This window comes from Methylobacter sp. (assembly GCF_036845245.1).
Classification (GTDB): Bacteria; Pseudomonadota; Gammaproteobacteria; order Methylococcales; family Methylomonadaceae; genus Methylobacter_A.
The window spans coordinates 85,223-107,157 of record NZ_DAIUEH010000006.1 but is presented as its reverse complement, the minus strand read 5'-3'; the positions used below and the strand labels follow the sequence as shown (position 1 = coordinate 107,157).

Genomic DNA, 21,935 nt, shown 5'->3' with positions numbered 1-21,935 from the left:
AACAGGCGGCCTCCCGGAAATCAGCTGAGGAAACAATAAGGCGGTTTGGAGCAGTATTTTCAAGCATGCTCAAAATAATCCGTCGCTTCAGGTTCGTTCCGATAGCACAGGTATATTTTTTTATTCAACCGGATCATTATTTCCGAAAAGAGCATAGTTGCATGCATATCCCCATTAACATACCTGCCGCCGATGAAGCGGCAGCGGTTCGCGCTGAGCAGGTGCGGTGGCTTTATGCCAATATTCCAATGGCATTGATTGGGAATGCGTTGGTAGCATTGATTGTTTCGGGTATGCAGTGGGGAGTCGTAGCTGCGTCCGCTATCATCGCTTGGCTGGTAGTTATAATGATTACGCTGGCTGTACGTATGCTGCTGTTTATCGCACATCGCCGCGCCGGGTCAACTGATGATCGCATCTGGTTGCAGCGTTTTCGTATTAGTATCACGGCTATTGGCATGGCATGGGGACTGGCAAGCCTATTGATATTTCCTCCGCATAATCTTCCGTATCAGGTATTTCTGACTTTTGCGCTTGGGGGCATGGCGTCTGCGGCCATTACTACGCTGTCAATCGATAGAATATCCTTATTGGCATTTACATTACCTACGCTGGTTACGGTGGTTGTGCGTTTGTTGCTTGAGGGTACAGAAATCCAGACCACGATGAGTGTGATGATTTTATTATTTCTGCTGTTTACAGATATAGTTTCGCAACGCACCTACCGTACTCTGTGCGAGAACATGATGCTGCGTATTTCCGTCGCTAGGCGCGAACAGGAGCTCAGCTCCTTGGTAGAAAGTTCTCCGGACAATATCATTCGCTACGATCTCGATTGCCGCGCAGTTTACGTTAATCATAGGCTGGAGATGACTGTGGATGTTGCTTCTGAATCGCTGATCGGCAAAACGCCGATAGAAAGTAAATTCAATACCTGCATAGGAATAGAAAATTATCAGGAAAAGCTGCAACAGGTTATCTATACAGGCAAACCGCAAGATGTTGAGGTTATGGTTCCAAATCATCATGGCGATCAGCGCATCCATCATATTCGTTTTGTTGCCGAACTCGGCAGTGATGGAAGTGTTATCGGTGCGTTCGCCTTTGGTCGGGATATTACCGAGCAAAAGCAGGCGGATGAGGCTGTGCGGCGTTCGGAAACAAAATTTCGCACACTCTACGATATGACCGGTGATGCAATAATGCTGCTGGACGAGAAAGGTTTTTTTGACTGTAATCAGGCGACTCTGACAATTTTTGGCTGTGCAACACCGGAAGCGTTCTATTCTAAGCACCCTGCCGATTTGTCACCGCCGAAGCAGCCGTGCGGTAATGATTCCAAAACGTTGGCTGTTCAGCGAATCGCTATAGCAATGGAAAAGGGAAAATATCAATTCGAGTGGATGCACAAGCGAGCCGATACCGGCGAGATCTTTCCTGTCGATGTGCTGCTCAGTGCGATGGAACTGGACGGCAAACCCGTTATCCAGGCCGTGATCCGCGATATCTCCGAACGTAAGCAAACGGAAGCGGATCTACGTATCGCCGCAATTGCGTTAGAGTCTCTGGAGGCCATCGCTATCACCGATGCAGATCAGATTATTCTAAAAGTCAATCAGGCTTTCACCCGGATCACCGGATACACTGCCAAGGAAGCTATAGGCCTGACTCCCGGTTATTTGCTTAAATCGGGCCGCCAGAGCGCACAGTTTTACAAGGCGATGTGGGATAGCCTGAGCCGGGATAAGTACTGGCAAGGGGAAATCTTGAACCGTCGCAAAAGCGGCGAGATATATCCCCAGTGGCTCAGCATTATCGCCGCGACCGTTGAGGGTGAAGATGTTACGCATTATGTCGCCACGTTTTCAGATATCTCCCAGAAAAAACAGGCTGAAGAAATTATTCATAACCTGGCTTTCTATGATCCGCTTACGGCTTTGCCCAATCGCCGTTTAATGCGGGACAGGTTACAGCAGGCTTTGGTTTCCAGCGCCCGTCATCATAACCACGGCGCAATTTTGTTCATCGATCTGGATAATTTCAAGGAGCTGAACGATACCAAGGGGCATCATATCGGTGATTTGCTGCTGATTGAGATTGCCACTCGGATGCAAGCCTGTATACGCGCCGATGATACTGTTGCCCGCCAGGGAGGCGATGAGTTTCTGATTATTTTGGATGAGCTCAGTATGGTCGCCGAAGAGGCTGCGGTACAGGCCGAGACTATTGCCGAGAAAATTCGTGCGGCCATTAATCAGCCTTTCGACTTGCAGGGACATGAATACCATAGTTCATCCAGTATTGGCATTAGCTTGTTTCTCAGTCATGAACTTACCGTAGACGAGCTGCTTAAGCGCTCCGATACCGCCATGTATCAGGCCAAACGGTCAGGACGCAATGCTATACGCTTTTTCGATCCGGCTACCCATGCCGCGATGGAGATTCGGATAGCGCTTGAAACGGACCTGCGTCGCGCCTTGCCGGAAAATCAACTTAAGCTTTACTACCAGATGCAGATCAATAATGCCGGCAGCATTCTTGGCGCCGAGGTATTGCTGCGTTGGCAGCATCCGGAACAGGGAATGGTTTCTCCTTGCCAGTTCATTCATTTGGCAGAAGAAACCGGATTAATTGTTCCGATCGGCCTGTGGGTGTTGGAAACCGCTTGCAGGCAACTTAAGGCCTGGGAGCAGGATAGCAACTTGAGCCATTTGCAGCTTGCCGTCAATGTCAGCGCCTGCCAGTTTCGCCAGCCTGATTTTGTCGATCAGGTATCTACGTTATTGGCAATGATTGCCGTTGATCCAGATAAACTTAAGCTGGAGCTGACTGAAAGTTTGGTGTTGGACGATATTAACGAGACTATCCTTAAAATGCAGGCGCTCAAGAAGATCGGAGTCCATTTCTCTATAGATGATTTCGGCACCGGCTATTCGTCGCTGGCTTATTTAACGCAGCTTCCGCTTGATCAATTGAAAATAGACCAGAGTTTCGTACGCAATGTTGCCGTTAAACCTACCGATGCGGTGATTGTGCAGACGATTATCGGTATGGCGATCAATCTGGGAATTGATGTCATTGCCGAAGGCGTGGAAACAGAAGAGCAACGGGATTTCCTCGAATGTAACGGCTGTTTCACTTATCAGGGATTCTTATTCGGTAAGCCGATGCCGGTAGAGGACTTTGAAAGAGAGTTGCTCGGACAATACGTTTAATTGATATCTCATTGGTTAAAATAAAGAGGAATTCAAATGCTGTTACGACAACTCACCGATGATGATCGCGGCGCTTATGTTCATATGCTGCATCGTTCCTTCAATATCTGGTATAGCTCGCATGGTTGGCCATCCGATTATTTCGCTTGCGCGCCTGAGCAGGTGGGTATTTTTCTTGATATTTACAACGACATCAGCCCCGGCGGCAATATTGCCGCGTTTGACCCGGACACCGGCAAACTGATGGGCGCCTGTTTTTTTCATCCACGAGAACATCATGTCAGCCTTGGCATCATGTCGGTGAACCCTGATTATTTTCAGCGCGGGGTCGCGCGGGCGCTGGTCGATTATATTGTCGATTTTACCGAGTCGCACCAATATCCCGCACTACGGCTGGTCGGCAGCGCTATGAATATGGATTCGTTTTCACTGTACAACCGTTCAGGTTTTATCCCTCGCTGTAGCTATCATGATATGGTGCTGCCCGTGCCGATTGCCGGACTTCAGGTGCATTACTCGCTACGTGACCAAGTACGGGAAGCCGTTTCGGCGGATGTTGATGCGATGGTGGCTCTGGAAATGGAAGTCAGCGGTATCAGCCGCGTAAACGATTACCGGTATGCGATCGAAAACCCGCGCGGTGTATTACAGGCTTTGGTATTTGAAGGTATTGACGGCACTATCGAGGGATTTATGATTTCCATTAAAGATCCCGCGCTGAATATGCTTGGGCCTTGCGTGGCGCGTAGCGAGCAAGCGACATTAGCATTACTACTGCAAGCGGCGGAGCGCTTTCGAGGCAGCGCGCCGCTGTGTGTGATTCCGATGGATAAGCGCGAACTGGTTGAAACGCTTTACGATTGGGGCGGACGTAATGTGGAAATCCATCTGTTTCAAGCACGCGGAAAATTTCAAGCGTTTAACGGGGTCAGTCTGCCGAGTTTTTTGCCTGAAACCGGTTAAGCCATGCTTGGAACAGTATAAATTGGCGAAGCGGCAGGCATAGCCATGAATTATTTTTTGCCCATGCGGATTTTAATGACGGGATTTTTCCCGGTATTTTCTCTTAATGAATTGATGTTGTTAATTATTTTTTGATCTATGATGCAGTTTTTAATATAAGGCTTATTCTCAAAATAGACGCTTTCGATTTCCATGCCGGGTTTTAGTTGCATCCATGAGATTTCCATAAGCGGGCGCTCCATGGCAGTATTTTGTTGTGCGCCAAGTAGTCTGCTGTTTTTCCATGATTTTTCGAGTTTAGGGAGTTCAATAACCACATCCTCTTCAATGCTTGTATCGTCTTTGAGCACTTTAATGAAAGTGTCGATAACATCAGGATCATAATAACTTTCTTTTCGAGACATCAAGTGACTGATTGCAGTGCTGACGGACATGACTTCGCCGTTCATTGATCCTTCAAGATACTTGATATAGTCTCTGATCACATTGAGAATACGTGATCCCAACGGAATTTTTTGTTTAGCCAAACCGTCGGGAAAGCCTGAGCCGTCATAGCGTTCATATTGATGCCGGATTAGAATGGAAGCACCTTTTAACGGTGGTAATCCCTTCAATAACGCTTCACCTTCTACAGCATGTTTTAAATAACGGCTTATATCGAGGAGAGGTATCGAGTAATAAGGCTCTAACAGCAAGCTATCCTGCAAACTCATTTTGCCGATTTGTATCAGCAAGCCGGCATAAAAAATATTTTTTCTCTCTTCTGTGCTCATGCGCAGCTCACGCGCAACCGACAAGGCTTTTTCGGCGATATATTTAGATTGTCCGCTTTTAATGCCTGGACGCATTTCAATAATCCGGGAGAACACTTTTATCGATTCAATATATTGCTTCTCCAGATTCTTATTTGCCCGGTCAAGATGCTGCATAGCCGTATTGAGCTGTTCGGTACGTTGCTCGACTTTTTCTTCCAGATGTTCGTTGAGCTCTTTTAATTCTTTATTTTGCAGGTGAACAAGGCTGGATAAGCGATCCCGTTCTTCGCGCAGGCGTTTTTGTTCCAGCGCATTGCGAATCAGTAACTTAAGTTCTTCATCATTCCAGGGTTTATTGCAATAATTGTAAATACGCCCTTTATTAACGGCATCAATCGTTGATTGCAAATCGGCATAGCCGGTCAGCAAAATACGGATGGTCTCAGGCCATTGCATGAAAACTTCGGATAGAAATTCCGCACCGCTCATTTCCGGCATACGCATATCGGAAACAACCAGATCAACGACATTTTGCCGCAATATCTCCAGCCCTTCTGCGCCGGTTGAGGCAAAGTAGGTGGTATAAGGTTCATTATGAAATAAGCGGCGCAGGGATTTAAGCACATTTATTTCATCATCGACAAACAAGACCGCAGCAGGCTCGTCGTGTAAGCCGTTAGCGAGTTCGGTCAGCATAACCACTCCAGTTTTATTTCAATTGGCATATCCGCCATGTTACGCATTTTCAATAATCGCTCCGGCAATTGGTAAAATAATTTTGAACGTCGTTCCTTTATTTAATTGGCTGCTCACTTGAATTTCTCCTTGATGTTTTTTAATAATATTGTAAGAAACTGAAAGTCCTAACCCGGTGCCTTTACCCACCGGCTTGGTAGTAAAAAAAGGATCGAAAATTTTACTCAGGTGCTCAGGAGCTATGCCTTTGCCGGTATCGCTGATTTCCACCCAAGCGTAATCGCCTTCTGTTCCGGTACGCAAGGTGATAATGCCTTTATTTTCGATAGCGTGTGCGGCATTGATCAGCAAATTCATGAATACCTGATTAAGTTGGTGCGGCAAGCATTTTACTTCGGGTAGATAACCGAATTCTTTGATAATTGTTACTTTGTATTTAATTTCATTGTTAACAATATTGAGCGTACGTTCAAGCCCTACATGTAGATCGGTCCATTGACAGTCATCACCGCCCAGATGGGAGAAGTCTTTAAGATCTTGAATAATCTTTTTTACCCGTGTAGCGCCTTCATGAGATTCTTCTAATAAATCGAGTACATCAGTCTTCAAAAACTCCAGGTCTATTTTTTGTTTAAAGGCTTCAATGTCTGCGAACTGTTCGGTATTGGAACCGGTTGCTTCATGTTGTTCGTAGATCGCCACCAGTGCCAGCAAATTATCGATATAATTTTTTAATGACGTCAGATTGGAGTTGATATAGCCGATAGGATTATTGATTTCATGCGCTACTCCGGCAGCCAATTGACCGATAGATGCCATTTTCTCCGATTGCACCAGATGCGCTTGCGTTTCTTTTAACTGATTGATTAGCAAGAACTGCTGGTTTTTTTCAAATTCCAAGGTCCGATTAATTTCGATAAGTTCTTGGGTGCGCTTTTCAACGTCTTCTTCCAGTTGCGCATTGCTGCGAGCGAGCACGGTCTCGGCTTGTTTTTGCCCGGTAATATCCATGCCGCAACCCATTAAACCGGCAAAACTCCCGTTTTTCCGCACTCGGGGTACAGCTGTTTCATAGATCCAGGTGATTTTGCCGTCGGCGGTCAGCACGCGGTATTGAATTTTGAATTTACTGAGTTCTTCGGCAGCGCGGCTATAGGTTTGGGTCACTTTGTCCCGGTCTTTGGGATGTATGGTGTTTAGCCATCGCTCGCGGGTGAGGGTATCGAATTGTAAATTGAACGTGGAAAACCAAAAGTGATTGCAAAAAATCGGCACATGATTCGCATTGGTGATCCAGATTAATGCAGAAATATTTTCGGCCAGTTCCTTAAAGCGGTTTTCGCTCTCGCGCAGGGCCGAGTATAGATTACTCTGCATAATTTCATCGTGTTCGTGTTTATCGATTCGGATTTGTTCGGCATCAATGCCATTAATAAGGCTGAGCGCCATTCGTTTGTCGGTGCTGAGGATATGATGACAAAGCCAGTTGACCAAGTAGTCCATCAGGTCCTCCGAAAGAGCGTTAATATCGGCCTGGACTTCGCACTGGACGGCCTTCATTTTGGCTATAAATTCTTTGTGCTCCGCTTCATGTACGGCATATATCGTTGGATTAAACTTTGCCGCGGACATCAGCTGTTCTTCATGCTGAAAGTGGTACACCGTATAATCAATTAAGCTATTTATAATTTTGATGATGGTGTCACGGTCAGCGCCGATGGCGACAGCTTCGTCCAATTGGTTAGCTAAATCGACAAGATGTTTATGTTGTTCGTCAACAGACTTTATACCCAGCACCAGCTGGTTATTCCAATTCAAAATAGTCATATCATTTTGCAAGAAAGATAAGAAGGGGAGTCTGCATCAGGGCGTAATTCTTTAATAGCATATTTATTCGGCAGCATGCTGACTTTTAATAAAATACAAATGACGCTGATGAGACGGGTTTAAATGAATTTCCAAAGCAGTCGGCCGGGACACGCTTATCATCAAAATCTATTGGGCCTGTTTTTACAGAAGGACATTGCCGGATCATTCCGTCATTCTCGTAATATCATGCTGTTCGATTGGCAGCGTAATTGTGAAAGTTGATCCGGCTCCGACGGTACTGTTCACGTCAATAATACCGTGATGTTTGGCGACGATACCCCAAGAAATCGAAAGACCAAGGCCGGTGCCTTGCCCCACCGGCTTCGTTGTAAAAAAAGGGTCAAAAATTCGTTTGAGGTTTTCCGGCGGGATACCGGCGCCTGTGTCGGTAATTATAATCTGGATCGCAGCGTCATCGTTTGGGCATACGCGCGTAGTAATAATGATTTCGCCTTGCTTTTCAATGGCATGTCCCGCATTGACCAGTAAGTTCATAAAAACCTGGTTGAGTTGTGAAGCAAGGCAGAGGATTTGCGGTAAATCCTCGCAATAGTGTTTGGTTACTACACATTTGTACTTGAGATCGTTCCAGACAATATTTAGCGTTGAATCGAGTCCTTTATGCAGATCGACTGTTTCCCATTCCGATCCTCCAATGCGGGAAAAATTCTTCAAATCATCTACGATTTTTCTCATTCGTGACAGGCCGTCTTTTGATTCCGCTATCAGTTCGAAAATATCAGATTTCACATATTCGAAATTTTTTTCTGCTTGTAACTCAATTAAATTAGTGGTCTCATCGTTCCGCGCGGTAGCTTGGCAAGCAGCAGTTATTTCTAAAATGTCTTTAATATAGCTTTCAAGAGTCCCGAGATTGGAATAAACGAAAGCAATAGGGGTGTTCAATTCGTGAGCGACACCGGCAGCTAACTGCCCGATTGTGGACATCTTCTCAGATTGCAATAACTGACTTTTAGCTTCAGCCAATTGAAGAAGTTTTTCTTCGTATTGCTTGCGTTCAGTAATATCCCGTACTGTAGCCAGAAGCACAAACTTTCCATCCAATTCCATAGAATTTAATGCCACCTCGGCAAGAAAATTTTTACCGTTATCGATACGCCGGTGTAACCATTCAAATCTATAGCTTCCCCCCTGTTCCAGAGCCTTGGCGATCATCTCTTTAGCATAATCCGATGAATTTCTACCGCATGGCTGCATAGGACTTGAGAAATCGCTGGGGTGCTTGGTATAAAAGTCCTCTTTGGTTTCGCAGCCGAATATGGCTAAGGCTGCGTCATTGCAGTCAAAATAACCGCGTTTGTCCAAAAGCATTACGGCTTCGCTTGTGGATTCGTAGAGTGTGCGGAACTTCATTTCAGATCGTGCAAGTACGTATTCAACCCTTTTACGCTCGGTAATATCTCGCAATGCTGCGGCAATTAGTAATCCATTGGACGTATTGATAGGACTGAAGCTGGCTTCGACAGGAACTTTCTTGCCTTCTCGAGTTTTGATGGAAAGTTCATGTTGCTTGCTCACCGGTCTGGTTTGGGTGGCGGCATGCATATAATTTTCGTGCAATTTACTGTATAAATCATGCTCTCCATCCGCCAATAAAATATTAACCGGTTCGCTTAATAGCTCATTTTTGGTATATCCAAGTAGTTCTTCAGCCTGATGATTGACCATATCAATCAAGCCGTGGCTATTTACGATCACCATGGGGTCGGGTGTCGATTCCAGCAATGCGCGAAATTGCATCTCCCGTTCCCGTAGATCAGTCTCGGCTGCGATACGCTTGCTAATGTCGCTGAACAAAGCAAAGGAATACAATATTTCTCCGTCATCGTCGGTGACTGAATTGCTATTAATCAAACAAGGTAATACGCGTCCATCGGGACGGTTCAGCTTTGCTTCCATTCGATAGTTATCCTGCATTGCGCCGCTGTTATCAGCAATAATTAAATCTCCGTAAAACTTGCCCACTATTGACTGTTTATCAATGCCCATCAGGACCTGCATGGCGTGGTTACATTCTGTAATAATGCCGTTTTGATCCATCATCACGAAACCTTGGCTGGTCGACGCGAGAATGGCATTAATACGGACACGAGCATGAGCGATTTTTATCCCCAGGTAAGTAAATATTAAACCACTTAAAATTAATAAGATGGCGATAGAAATAACAGCGATTGCAAGAACATTGGGGCTTGTTGAAACAATGATTCGATCATGGCTATTGTGAGAATGAACAAAATACACCGATTCCATAGCTATATAATGCATGCTGGATATCGCACCTCCCAGTACGCAGCCTCCCAGCAGCGAAGCAACGAATGAGTTTGTAATTCCCTGTAATCTGGACAGTAAGGTCTTGATTAACAATGCAGCAACCGATAAACAAACAGCGGCGGCAAGAGACAAAATGAATAGCTTTAAATTATAACGCAATATGCCATCTAGATGGATTGCCGCCATGCCGGAGTAGTGCATCAGGCCAATACCCGATGCCATAATTATGCCGCTCAGCACTAATTTGTTTAAAGAAATATTTTTTTTACTGGTAACAATATCTAACGCCACTGCTGCTGCAAAAATGCCGGGCAACACGGATAAACCGGTAATCCATGGATCGTAATTTACCTCACAATCAAGCTGAAAAGCCAACATGCCAATGAAATGCATCGCCCATACGCCGCCGAGGATCAGTGCACCGATTGCCAACCAGAGATAGCGTTGATCACCACGCGCCAATCGATCAACCATCTCAAGCGAACTGAAAGACGCAAAAATTGCGATGAGTACTGAAACAATCACCATAGGTATGTTATAGCTTCTGTTATATACCTGAGCCATATCAGTTAGTGAGTTTAGAACAAATATATCAAGCAATTGCCCTGCTCCTTTAGCGGTGTTGACGAAATGATAAATTATATTGTACTTAATCTATCATTTCGGGTGGAAAAACTGCCTTTTGGCAATTTATCCACTGAGTTTTTATCTTCTGAGGATTTATCTATGCAGCTGATCAGCAGTTATCCTTGTGGGTTAACCGCTATGCGAACAACAATGCCACGCTGATTGATGATGTGATGTTTATTGGGGGATGGGAGTCAGCGGATCTGCCGCGTAACCGACTACTGTATGTCATCGAAAATCCGCGTAGTGCATACAGTGTTGTTTCTGGTTAATCGGAGAGTGAGTAATGTAGAACGCATCTATTTTAGATGCGAGAGCAAGGCGAGTTAAGTCTTTCGGAAATTAAGTTAAATTAGCGAGGCTAATAACTATCGATGCATTAGTCGTTAAAATAAAGATAACCGATCTGGGTAAAAGATAAGGAGTTCAGCTCGATATAATTCGCGCTGAACTCCCTTTAGTTAAGCTAATCCGTTATATAGCAATTAAATTATCATCTTCCAGGATACCCTCCGTTCATGCCATTGCCCAGAAAAGAACCGGCCGCGGCGCCCAGTCCGGTGGCAAGAGGGTCGCCGTTACCTATTTCGTAGCCTAAAACGCTACCGACAACACCCCCGGCCAGCCCTTGGTGGGAGCGTGGATCGTTTGAATATTGTGCTTGCCGCGGATAATAATTAACTTGAGGTTGGGGATAGTAATTAATCTGCGGCGCTGGGTAATAGTTGATCTGTGGCTGCGGGTAATAATTTATTTGCGGCTGCGGATAATAGCCATGGTGGTGGCCATGGTGTCCCCAGCCGTGCCCGTGGTGTCCCCAATCGCCATCAGCATATGATATAGGTGAAAACAGGATTACAGCAGCAGTTAACTGAATTAAAAAAAGTAACTTTTTCATGGCATTTTCCTTTGAGTTATTTGGTTTGTTATTGAATTAACACAAATTAAGCTTGCAAATTAAATCGGGTTAGCGTCTTCCTGCGACTCCGTTGCCGAGATAAGAACCGGCCGCAGCGCTCAGCCCGGTAGCAATAGGGTCGCCGTTACCTATTAAACGCTACCGACAACACCCCCTGCCAAACCTTGGTGTGAGCGCGGATCTTGATAGTTTGAACGCTGGGATTGTTCCGGATAATACCTCGCTTGCTCGGAATGATGATGTCTGTGGTGTCCTCTGCCATGACCTTCCCCTCCGGATGCATAGGATGCAGATGAATAAATAGCTGCAAACATAAACAGTGGACTTAAAAAAAACGATTTTTTCATGGGTATCTTCCTTAAAATAATTGATTTAATTTGTTTCAATGTTGAGTCGGCAAAGGCAGTCGCCAGTGATAAACTTTGGATTCATATTATTCGCTTTAACCTTAATGGCTGCTTAACAAATCCAGTTGTTAAGAGGGCGCTAAAGCCTATTCTTGAATCACAATGCGCCAATTAATTGCCGGAATAATTATGCTGTGTCGCTTATAATAGACCACTTGAATTTATATTTACCCAATCTTAATGGCATCTTAATAAATGGAACAGTTTATCCCCGGCCAACGCTGGATTAGCAACACCGAGTCCGAACTCGGCTTAGGTCTTATTCTTGATGTAGCACACAAGCGGATCACTGTGCTTTTTTTGGCGTGTGACGAAAAGCGCATGTATGCGCAAGATAACGCGCCGTTAACGCGCGTCCGGTTTTCGGTAGGCGACGTTATCGAGTCGATTGACGAAGATAAAGTGACCGTTACCGGTTTAACCGAGCAGGACGGCTTGATTACTTATATAGGCAAAGATGAGGATGGACGGGAAGTTCAGCTTGACGAGGTGGAATTGAATCACCATATTCAATTTAACAAGCCTCAGGATCGCTTGTTCATTGGCCAAGTCGATCCCAGTGCCTGGTTTTTGCTGCGTTATGAAACTTGGCGCAGATTGCAACAGCATCAGCAATCGCCGGTTAAAGGTTTGTTGGGCGGTCGTGCTTCGCTGATTCCGCATCAGTTATTTATTGCGCATGAATCGGCTAACCGGTCTGAGCCGCGCATCATGCTGGCCGATGAGGTCGGCTTGGGTAAAACCATAGAAGCCGGCTTGATTTTACACCATCGGCTGATTAACGGTTTGAGCAAGCGGGTATTGATTATTGTGCCGGAAACATTGTTGCATCAATGGCTGGTGGAAATGCTTCGGCGTTTTAATCTGCGTTTTAGTATTTTTGATGAGGCCCGCTGTCTTGATACCTATGCTGAAGACGACATGCTTGCTGATGCGGAACCGAACGATGCTAACGGCGATAATCCGTTCTTAACAGAGCAATTGATTCTATGCAGCCAGGGCTTTTTTTCCAATTACCCGCGCCGCCAACAACAGGCCATAGAAGCGGGTTGGGATATGGTGATTGTCGATGAAGCGCACCATCTGGAATGGAGCGAGCAAGCGCCCAGCCCAGACTATTTATTTGTCGAGCAACTCGGCCGGATTTCTCCCAGCCTGATATTGTTGACAGCTACTCCGGAACAGTTGGGTAAAGAAAGCCATTTTGCACGGTTAAGATTACTTGATCCCGACCGGTTTTACAGTTTTGCAGCTTTTATTGAAGAAGAACGCTTGTTTGAGCCGGTGGCTAACGCGGCCAAGTTACTGTTGGCGGAGGAAACGTTGGATGAGGCCGCACAGCAACATTTAACGGTGCTGCTGAAAGATGACAATGTCGATGGTTTGCTAAAAAATCTTAACGATCCCGAAAAATCGGCTGCGGCGCGCCAAGCATTGATTACGGTGCTGCTGGATCATCATGGCACCGGACGGATTTTATTTCGGAATTCGCGGCAAACCGTGCAGGGCTTTCCCGAACGGGAACGTTATGGATATGTATTGACCGGTCAGGCAAATGCCGACGACTTGCAACAAGACCCGCGCTATTTATGGCTGGTAGACAAGGTTAAGCAATTGGCCGGTCAACGCCGCACCGGCTCCCAGCCGGTTGGCGGCATACACACCATCCCTGGCGATAAAGCGCTGGTCATTTGTAAACAGGCGCAGACTGCGATTGATCTGGAACAAACCCTGAAAAACCGCGCCGGTATTGCTTCGGCCGTGTTTCATGAAGGCATGAGCATTATCGAGCGCGACCGGGCGGCGGCTTATTTTGCCGATCCTGAAAGTACCGCTCGGCTGTTGATTTGTTCCGAAATCGGCAGCGAAGGCAGGAATTTCCAGTTTGTACATCATTTGATACTGATGGATTTGCCGACTAATCCCGATTTATTGCAACAACGGATAGGCCGTCTTGATCGCATTGGGCAGAAACATATTATCCAGATTCATGTGCCGTACCTGGAAAACACAGATAATGCCATATTGTACCGTTGGTATGATGAAGGCCTGAATGCGTTTGCCTGCAACAGCTCATCCGCCCAGCGGGTTGCGGATATTTTGCATGATGAGCTGGCGGCTGTTTTGGATAGTAAAGTTCCAGACGATATTGATGCGCTTATCACCAAAACCCGGACGCTTAGCGCCGAACTTGAAACGCAAATGCATAACGGTCGCGATCAATTGTTGGAGTTGAATTCCTGCCGCAAGGAATTGGCTGATGCGCTTATCGATCAGTTGAATGCTTACGAAAAAGAAGGCGTGCTTTGGCCTTATATGGAGGATGTTTTTGAATGCTATGGCGTGGATACCGAGTTCCATTCGCCTGATTGCTTTATTATTCGTCCCAGCGATCATTTGCGCGTCTCGCATTTCCCCGGCTTAACTGAAGACGGCATGACCATTACCGTTGACCGGCAGATTGCTTTGGCGCGGGAAGATATGCAGTTCATGACTTGGGAACATCCGGTGGTTACCGCGGCTATGGATATGGTGCTGTCCAGTGAAACCGGTAATGCCGCGATCAGCGTGATCAAACATAGCGACCTTAAAGCAGGGCAGTTCTTGCTGGAGTGTCTGTTTATCGTCGAATGTAGCGCACCTGCCGAATTACAAATCGGCAGGTTTCTGCCCCACACGCCGATTCGGGTATTGATCGATCAAAATCAAAAAGACCTGAGTGCAGATATCGACCACCGTGACTTGGTTGAAGCCGGTATCAAATTCGATAAACACAAGATCATTGCCTTTTTAAGCAGCCAGCGTCCGTACCTTATCAATATTTTGAACGTGGCCGAGCAAAAAGCTAAAGCCGATATGCAAAAACTGGTTGATGAAGCGACTCAAGCGATGCTGGAATCGCTCAGCAACGAAATCAAGCGTTTGGTCAGGCTGAAAAAAGTCAATCCGACTATCAGGACCGAGGAAATCGAGCAGCTAAAAGATATGACTATGCTGGCGCATGAAAATATCCAGGCCGCGCAGTTAAGATTGGACGCGGTCAGGTTTGTGATTACCAGTTGATATTGAAGATTTACCGCGAACGAAGCTAAAAGGATTCACCACGAAGGCACGAAGGACACGAAGAAAAATATAAAACTTCGTGACCTTCGTGCCTTCGTGGTGAGTTAAAAACTCTTTGTTGAAAATGATGGCAATGCATTAAACCCCAATCTATCCAATAAATTATGATAAATATCGGCAAAATAAATAAGCTGAATGTAGTTAAACAACAAGGCGCTGATGTCTATCTTGATGACGGCACCTCGGGGAAAGTGCTGCTGGCGGACAGGAAACTGCCGGCAAACTGCCAGGTCGGCGATACTCTGGACGTATTCGTTTATGTGGATTCGGAAGGTCATCTAGCCGCCACTACCAAAAAGCCGCTGGCCGAAGTGGGCGATATAGCTTGGCTGAAAGTGGTGTCGCTTAATTATGTCGGTGCGTTCCTGGATTGGGGATTGCCTAAAGATTTGCTGGTTCCTTTCAGCGAACAATACCATGAGATGGAAGTAGGGCGCTCTTATCTGGTCAAAGTGTTTCTCGATGACCAAAACCGTATCGCGGCCACCACCAAGATTGATAAATTGCTCAGCGATGAATCGGACGATTTCGAAGTCGGCCAAAAAGTGTCGCTGATCATCGCCGATAAATCCGATTTGGGCGTTAAAGCCATTATCAACAATAGCTACTGGGGCATGTTGTATGAAAACGAGTTATTCCAGCAGGTCAGGAAAGGCCAAAAACTGGACGGCTATATCAAGCAGGTACGTGAAGATCATAAGATCGACCTCAGCCTGCACCAGCCGGGATACGGCAAAGTCGTATCGCTAACCGATAGCATTATAGCTAAGTTGAAAGCCAATAATGGTGTGTTGATGCTGAGCGATAAAAGCCCGCCGGAAGCTATTTATGCCGCATTTGGAGTTAGTAAGAAAGTATTCAAGCAGGCCATCGGTGCGCTGTACAAGCAACAATTAATCACAATTGATAAAAGCGGAATCAAGCTTGTCGATTGATAGTCTCCAGGCACAATACCCGACATAAGCGAAAGCGGTATGGCTAAATTCAAAACCCATTATGACAATTTAAATGTATCGCGTAATGCGCCTGTAAGCGTTATCAAGGCGGCCTATAAGGTGCTTTGCCAAAACTATCACCCCGATAAATACACAGGCGGGCCTGAAGAAGCGCTTCGGATAATGAAAATTATCAATGGCGCGTATGCGGTTTTATCCGATCCGGCCAAGCGAGCCGAGCATGACCGATGGATAGACAGGCAAGAAAGAGAACATGCGGCTGATAAAGCGCAGCGTATAATGACGATCATTACAAAAAACTATGTTGAGCCGCCGGTAACGGCGCCAAAGAATCCTCTTGCCGGCCATCCGGCAACTATTAATAAATTCTGGAAAAATATTGGCTCCTTCGCCCATAAGTTACGGCTTGGCATTATCCCAAGACCCAAAAAATTAAATTGGATTCTTGGACTCATAGGCGTTGTCGGCATGGTAATTACCGTTACTGTTCTTTACGGACCGGGCTTAAAAACAAAGCCGACAGTCACGGTAGCGGCTAATCAGGATATTGAAGAAATATTAAAAAAAGCCAAGCAATTAGTTAAACAAGGCCGAGTAGTAAAAGCGTTGCCGCTTTATTTGCAGTTGGCGGTGCAGGGAAGTGCGGAAGCCCAATTTCAGGCGGGTTTAATATACACGAATGGACAAGGTATAACAAAAGATGACAAACGTGCCGTTGGCTGGTTTGCCAAGGCGGCCGAACAAGGGCATAGGGAAGCGCAAACTAAATTGGGCTTTATGTACGCGACTGGAAAAGGCGTGGCGCAGAATTATAACTCGGCAGTTTATTGGTGTTACAAAGCCGCTGAACAAGGCGATGTCATTGCGCAATTTAACCTGGGTTTGATGTATGCAAAAGGACAGGGCGTGGTACAGGATAATAGTTTGGCTATGTCCTGGTACAAAAAGGCTGCCGAACAGGGCGATGCTCACGCCCAATATAATCTGGGCGATATTTATGCAAAGGGGGTAGGTGTGCCCAAGGATAGCAAACAAGCTATTGTTTTGTATCGTAAGGCGGCAAAACAGGGCCTTACGGAAGCTATTGCTGCTTTAAAGCTGCTGGAGAGATAAGTTTGGGATTTTAATCATTACAGTTTGGCGGTTTGCTTCATTTCAGGCAACGGCATACTGATATGATAGCCTTGGGCGTAATTGATACCCATATCTTTGAGCGCTTCCCAAATTTCCTGGTTTTCGACAAATTCGGCAACGGTCAGGATATCAATATCCTGGCATAATCGGGACAAATTATGCACCAACGCGTAATCTACTTTAGAGGTCATTATGTTACGCACAAATGCGCCATCAATCTTGACGTATTCGAAACGCAGTTCACGCAAATAATGAAACGAGTTATAACCGGTGCCGAAATCGTCCAGCGCAAAGGCAAAGCCTTTGCGACGCAAGTTGGTCAGGAACCTGCGCATGTTGGTCATATCGCCAATAGCCTCGCGTTCCAGTAATTCAAAGACAATGCTTTCCGGGGGGAGTTCCAGTTTCTGGCAGAGTTCTTCGGCGTACCCTAAAATGCCGCGGCCTTGGATTTCCTGTACCGATAAATTGATAAAAATTTTCGCATTGGCCTCCGGGCGGTTGGCATCCATGCAGGCGCGTTTAGCGGCGAAAGCGTTGTTGATCATCGCGATGTCGAGTTCACGCGCCAGGCCGTATTTATCAATGGTTTCGATGAACATTGCCGCGGAGGTCGTTTCTCCGGAGGGAGATTTAAGTCGGGCCAGTGTTTCAAAGGCGTACAGCTCGCCGGTTTTACAATCAACAATCGATTGATAATAAGGAATAATGCGGCCTTCTTTTAATGCCTCGCGCAGATTTTCCGCATTATCCCGGGTCTCGCGAATGCTGACGCGTGCTTCTTTTGCATCAAAGGTGCAGACACTGTCTTTGCCCATGTCTTTAGCTTTGTACATGGCGACATCGACGCCCTCCAGCAGGTTATCTATGGTTTGTCCGTCGACAGGATAACTGCTTACGCCTATAGAGACGGTTAAATGAAAACGGTTGCCTTGTACCGATGTTATGGCCATTTCCCGTAGCGCGCGACTTACATTGTCAGCGACGACCCGCGCACCTTTAGGGCCGGTTTCTGTCAGGATAATCGCAAACTCATCCCCGCCAACGCGGGCGCACAAATCACCATTGCGGGTATGTTCAAGCAGGACATTGGAGATTGCACATAGCGCGGCGTCTCCGGTGGGGTGCCCGTACGAGTCGTTAATGTCCTTAAAGTCATCCAGATCCAGCATCAATACGCTAAATTCATGCTTATGGCGCTCGGAACGGCCGATTTCATAACGTAAAATATCGTTAAACTGGCGTCGATTGTGGAGCCCGGTCAGAGGATCATGCACTGAGTAATATTCAAGTTCCAACAGTGTACGCGATAACACTTTGCTCGAGCCCACGACCATGACCATGACCGCGAGAATCGCGCGAATAACGCTGGCTTCCTGTGCGGATAAATTATTTTCAGCGGCGTATGCGACCCCTAATAAGCCGGCCAAATTGGGCGAATGATCAGGTACCGGAACACTGATCATTCGGATATTACAACCCGTTTGGATCTCGGCGCCGCAGTGAATATCAAATTCTTCAATATCCAGAGCCGCATCGGAGGGCAAACCAATGCTTTGAAGCATTTGTTGACTCAATAAGCCGCGGGCTTGAGCGCGTATCTCATCCGAGCACTGACCCAGGTAATACAAATAGAGGGATAGGCCATTTTCTTCGGCAAAGGCGATGTAAAAAAAGTTAAACGGGAAAATGGCATAGAAGTCCGCCAGGATTTCTTGCACAAACTCTTTCCATTGCGAGATATGTTCGTGCGACAGGATAATACGTTCCAATACTTGGCTTTGCCGTTCCAGCAAGTCTTTTTCAATCAAAACAGAAGACAGCTCAAGCAAGGTTTGATTAAATTCGATCAGCAGGTTTTGGATGTGTTGATCGCTGGACGCCCACTGCTCGCTGCGTTGTTGGAATAGTAAGTTCAGACTGCGATCCAGCCTGGTGCAAGTCTCAATGATATGGGTGATCGTTGGGATCAAGGCAATCATGGCTGCTGAGTCGTCGTTAGCCAAAGTCGCCATGGCCGCTAGCGATTTGCTGATAATCTCTTGATGCACGTTATGATTAAGCTCGGACAAGCTCATTGCATAGCGTTGGGTGCGTGATTGATTTTCCAGGATTTCGGCAATCTGGCTGATGACCTTGAAACGCAAAGTCTCCAAATGACTGGGCACGGCAACCGCTCGCTGCGTTGCTCTAGAACGCTGTTCCAGATGCGATTCTGCCGCTCTCATCCCAGAGTTCGTCTGTTCTGCATCAGGGCTGCCGTGTGATGTATTATCCATGCTCAGTCCTCGTAACTCGCTCCGGCATTGCCCTACCTCCTGCATCCATGCCGTCGTCCAGCAGAAAGCGTCCGCCGGATTGCATCAAATCAATGCCGCATTGCAGGTCTTTGAGCCAATTTAAAAAATCCTGTACTGCGGCGCCACGATAAATAGGCCCATGCTGAGGGGCTATCATGACAATATCCAGATCGGCAATAGTGTCCAACCAGCAGCGTATCGCCTTGTTAGAGCACATGTAACGCTGGTGAAAGCCTTTGATATAAGGGATATGGCCGGCAAAATCGTCTACAAACGCATCATTTTTATCCACGGGCAACATCGCAGCCCCGATGTCGCCGGTAAACAGGATTTTAGAAATCGGGTCGTATACATTAATTTGGCCTTCGGAATGCAAAAAATGTGCGGGCACAATTTTTAGATGAAAGCCAGGCGTCGGCTCGCAATCCATACCTTCATTGGGTACAGCGACAAACCGCGCCATGTCTTTTAAACCATAATGGGGCAAAAAGCGTATCCAGATACTGGAAACATAGACAGGTGAATGACATAGTTCCAGCCAGGTTGACAGGCCCCCGACGATGTCTGGGTCTTGATGCGAAAGAAAAATGGCTTTAATTTGTTCCGGCACTACATAACGCAACATTTCCACCAGAACCCGGGGCATCACCCCAAAACCACCCGGATCAAGCAACACGCCGTCATTATGATGTGTGATTAGATACTGATTGGAACGTACTCCGTCTTCTTCGCCAGGATCACTCTCGTTGAGTAAAATAAACCGGTGATTATCGGACTCAAATAATTTAATGTTGCGCATGTTTCTCCCTAATCTGCTGCTAGGTTAGATTTTTATTTTCCCCAGTTTACTTCAGGTTATTTCAAAAATCAGTAACTTCATATTAATTGCTGGTTTTGTTGCTATTGACCAGAAGTGGTAACGCGAGAATGGCCAAGCATATTAGCCATATCACCAGCTGACAATTGGTGACAGAAAAAATAAAAGCCACACCAAGCCTCTCGCCGACATTCGGGTAAGCAAGGATAAAGTCGCGGCTTACCATGAAGGCTTTGCTTTCCCAGATAATAAGAATCATGCCCATGAGCAGCAAAGCGTAGCCTATTATTTTATCCTGATCGGCTTTGATCTTCAGATGTCCCACCAATCGGTTAATCTCAGCAGCTTTTAGAGACCATGAAGATTCGGTCATAGCACTGATAAGCATTAAACCGAACATGCCTACAACAGGTATGTAAGTGGCTACCGTCGGAAAACTGATATAACGCCCATTTATCGCCAAACCGAACGTTTTATAAACGGCATAGCCGGCAAACAATAGGTAGATTGCGTATATCCAGGAGCCGAATTTTGGATTGGCGGCCTTGCCGGTTAACAGGCCATAGCCCCGCTGCAATATCAAGGCGGCCAGGATGGCGTTTAAGCTTACGGTTAATAAGGTCTGAAAACGCTGCCAGTCACTATAACTGGTGTACCACAGGTTTTCGACCATGTTCGCTAATAAAAAGGTTAGTAGTTGCGCGAAGGCCAGAAAGAACACGAGACGCATTGTGGATAATGTGCGTAATGACTTCCAACTGTAGCCGACGATGATCAGGAAAAGTATCGTTGATGCGATCATACCTTTAAGCCAGTCAGGGTTCTCGTAAACCTTACCAGTTAAAGGAAAAACTTCTTTGCGGTCAACCGAGAAAAGTCCCCAGTTTGCACCGACTACTCCTTCAAGTTCGCTTTTCCATGATTGGTTGAAGGCTTCGACAATGTTGTAATCGAATCCGTTTTTATTGGCGACTTTAATTAATGCGCGGATGAATTTTGCTTCGTTGACCACGCTCGGTACCGACCAGCCACGTTGCCGACCTTCGCCCGGCCAGCCCGACTCGCCGATCAGTATCGGTTTGCCGGGAGCTATCGCATCGGATTCCTGTTGAACCTGCTTGAAAATACGCTCGATATGTGCCGGTGCCTGATCTACGGTGATAGGTTCATCCTCCCAGTAGGGTAGGATGTGGATGGTAATGAAGTCCACCTCTTTGATTAACTCGGGGTATTTCATATACATAGACCAAACGTCGGCATAAGAAACCGGCTGTTTAACCGAGCGTTTGACTTCCCGAATGTATTCAATCAATTGCCCCGATTGCAGGTCGCCTCGTAACAGCACTTCGTTACCGACGATGACCCGCTTCACCACATCGGGGTTTGCGTTGGCGGAACGGATGAGTTCGGCGATTTCCACTTTATTATCTGCTTTGATAGACCCCAGCCAAGCGCCTTGAATCATCTTCAAACCGTGCTTACGTGCTAAATCGGGAATGATCGGCATGCTGCCTTCCGCGCTCGCATAAGTGCGAATAGAGTGGGTTGTTTCACCCATCAAACGCAAATCATCGTCAATTTGTTCGGAGGTAGGGAATTTTTCGTCCAGCGGTCCCTGGCCCTCCCGAAACGGTGCGAAAGATAGACTGTTGAGTTTTCCTGATGGGACGTCCGCCCCTACATCTTGAGGTAAGTTGCTGGACCAACCCAACAAACCATTAAGCAAAATAATCAATACCGCGAATGAAGCAATTTTCATAAATAAATCAATAGCACAAGAAATTTTAAGAAAGGCGTAATGAAACACGCCAAGTAGATCGTTGCCACATCATCTCATAATTGCCACATTTTTAATATGGGCA

13 protein-coding genes are annotated in these 21,935 nt (G+C 46.4%); 5 read left to right on the top strand and 8 right to left on the bottom strand.

The annotated features are described in order from the left end of the window. The first annotated feature begins 161 nt into the window (after positions 1–161). Entirely contained in the window at positions 162–3,215 is a 3,054-nt protein-coding gene (locus tag V7051_RS04570; protein WP_333873850.1) for an EAL domain-containing protein, read from the top strand. A 36-nt stretch (positions 3,216–3,251) separates the two neighbouring features. Next, a complete protein-coding gene (locus V7051_RS04565; RefSeq protein WP_333873849.1) occupies positions 3,252–4,178 on the top strand; it encodes a GNAT family N-acetyltransferase in 927 nt (308 codons plus the stop codon). 50 nt (positions 4,179–4,228) lie between these two features. Here V7051_RS04565 and V7051_RS04560 read toward each other — a convergent pair whose 3' ends face one another. The 5 genes from V7051_RS04560 to V7051_RS04540 all read right to left on the bottom strand — a co-directional run bounded on the left by V7051_RS04560 (position 4,229) and on the right by V7051_RS04540 (position 11,683). Continuing rightward, the gene (locus tag V7051_RS04560) at positions 4,229–5,629 is read right to left on the bottom strand and encodes an HD domain-containing phosphohydrolase (RefSeq protein WP_333873848.1); all 1,401 of its coding nucleotides are present in this window, start codon (positions 5,627–5,629) and stop codon (positions 4,229–4,231) included. A 39-nt stretch (positions 5,630–5,668) separates the two neighbouring features. Continuing rightward, complete coding sequence (locus tag V7051_RS04555) at positions 5,669–7,456, bottom strand: bacteriohemerythrin (protein ID WP_333873847.1); 1,788 nt, start codon at positions 7,454–7,456, stop codon at positions 5,669–5,671. A 204-nt stretch (positions 7,457–7,660) separates the two neighbouring features. After that, positions 7,661–10,390: a PAS domain S-box protein gene (locus V7051_RS04550; protein WP_333873846.1), complete on the bottom strand. Its 2,730-nt coding sequence runs from the start codon at positions 10,388–10,390 to the stop codon at positions 7,661–7,663. 520 nt (positions 10,391–10,910) lie between these two features. Beyond that, positions 10,911–11,315, bottom strand: coding sequence for a glycine zipper 2TM domain-containing protein (locus tag V7051_RS04545; protein WP_333873845.1), 405 nt, complete (start codon positions 11,313–11,315; stop codon positions 10,911–10,913). 152 nt (positions 11,316–11,467) lie between these two features. Beyond that, a complete protein-coding gene (locus V7051_RS04540; RefSeq protein WP_334181124.1) occupies positions 11,468–11,683 on the bottom strand; it encodes a hypothetical protein in 216 nt (71 codons plus the stop codon). 255 nt (positions 11,684–11,938) lie between these two features. On the opposite strand from V7051_RS04540, the gene rapA reads away from it, so the two are divergent. The 3 genes from rapA to V7051_RS04525 all read left to right on the top strand — a co-directional run bounded on the left by rapA (position 11,939) and on the right by V7051_RS04525 (position 16,935). Further along, on the top strand, positions 11,939–14,806 hold the full coding sequence (rapA, locus tag V7051_RS04535; protein ID WP_333873843.1) for an RNA polymerase-associated protein RapA: 2,868 nt from the start codon (positions 11,939–11,941) through the stop codon (positions 14,804–14,806). Positions 14,807–14,970: 164 nt separating this feature from the next. After that, the gene (locus V7051_RS04530) at positions 14,971–15,801 is read left to right on the top strand and encodes a CvfB family protein (RefSeq protein ID WP_333873842.1); all 831 of its coding nucleotides are present in this window, start codon (positions 14,971–14,973) and stop codon (positions 15,799–15,801) included. Between the two features lie 39 nt (positions 15,802–15,840). Continuing rightward, complete coding sequence (locus tag V7051_RS04525) at positions 15,841–16,935, top strand: J domain-containing protein (protein WP_333873841.1); 1,095 nt, start codon at positions 15,841–15,843, stop codon at positions 16,933–16,935. 17 nt (positions 16,936–16,952) lie between these two features. Here V7051_RS04525 and V7051_RS04520 read toward each other — a convergent pair whose 3' ends face one another. The 3 genes from V7051_RS04520 to V7051_RS04510 form a co-directional block, all read right to left on the bottom strand. Then, entirely contained in the window at positions 16,953–19,235 is a 2,283-nt protein-coding gene (locus V7051_RS04520) for a putative bifunctional diguanylate cyclase/phosphodiesterase (protein ID WP_333873840.1), read from the bottom strand. Further along, complete coding sequence (locus V7051_RS04515) at positions 19,228–20,055, bottom strand: MBL fold metallo-hydrolase (RefSeq protein ID WP_333873839.1); 828 nt, start codon at positions 20,053–20,055, stop codon at positions 19,228–19,230. Before V7051_RS04515 ends, V7051_RS04520 begins: the two co-directional genes overlap by 8 nt. A gap of 82 nt (positions 20,056–20,137) precedes the next feature. Continuing rightward, positions 20,138–21,832 (bottom strand): glycoside hydrolase family 17 protein, encoded by a 1,695-nt coding sequence (locus V7051_RS04510; RefSeq protein WP_333873838.1) that lies wholly within the window; start codon positions 21,830–21,832, stop codon positions 20,138–20,140. Positions 21,833–21,935 lie beyond the last annotated feature (103 nt).

What these genes read in the sequence shown, in the direction of transcription:
- V7051_RS04520 (WP_333873840.1), bottom strand. Translation starts at nt 19,235, where the DNA reads ATGGATAATACATCACACGGCAGCCCTGATGCAGAACAGACGAACTCT.
- V7051_RS04545 (WP_333873845.1), bottom strand. Translation starts at nt 11,315, where the DNA reads ATGAAAAAGTTACTTTTTTTAATTCAGTTAACTGCTGCTGTAATCCTG.
- V7051_RS04565 (WP_333873849.1), top strand. Translation starts at nt 3,252, where the DNA reads ATGCTGTTACGACAACTCACCGATGATGATCGCGGCGCTTATGTTCAT.
- V7051_RS04530 (WP_333873842.1), top strand. Translation starts at nt 14,971, where the DNA reads ATGATAAATATCGGCAAAATAAATAAGCTGAATGTAGTTAAACAACAA.
- V7051_RS04540 (WP_334181124.1), bottom strand. Translation starts at nt 11,683, where the DNA reads ATGAAAAAATCGTTTTTTTTAAGTCCACTGTTTATGTTTGCAGCTATT.
- rapA (WP_333873843.1), top strand. Translation starts at nt 11,939, where the DNA reads ATGGAACAGTTTATCCCCGGCCAACGCTGGATTAGCAACACCGAGTCC.
- V7051_RS04570 (WP_333873850.1), top strand. Translation starts at nt 162, where the DNA reads ATGCATATCCCCATTAACATACCTGCCGCCGATGAAGCGGCAGCGGTT.
- V7051_RS04555 (WP_333873847.1), bottom strand. Translation starts at nt 7,456, where the DNA reads ATGACTATTTTGAATTGGAATAACCAGCTGGTGCTGGGTATAAAGTCT.
- V7051_RS04525 (WP_333873841.1), top strand. Translation starts at nt 15,841, where the DNA reads ATGGCTAAATTCAAAACCCATTATGACAATTTAAATGTATCGCGTAAT.
- V7051_RS04515 (WP_333873839.1), bottom strand. Translation starts at nt 20,055, where the DNA reads ATGCGCAACATTAAATTATTTGAGTCCGATAATCACCGGTTTATTTTA.
- V7051_RS04510 (WP_333873838.1), bottom strand. Translation starts at nt 21,832, where the DNA reads ATGAAAATTGCTTCATTCGCGGTATTGATTATTTTGCTTAATGGTTTG.
- V7051_RS04560 (WP_333873848.1), bottom strand. Translation starts at nt 5,629, where the DNA reads ATGCTGACCGAACTCGCTAACGGCTTACACGACGAGCCTGCTGCGGTC.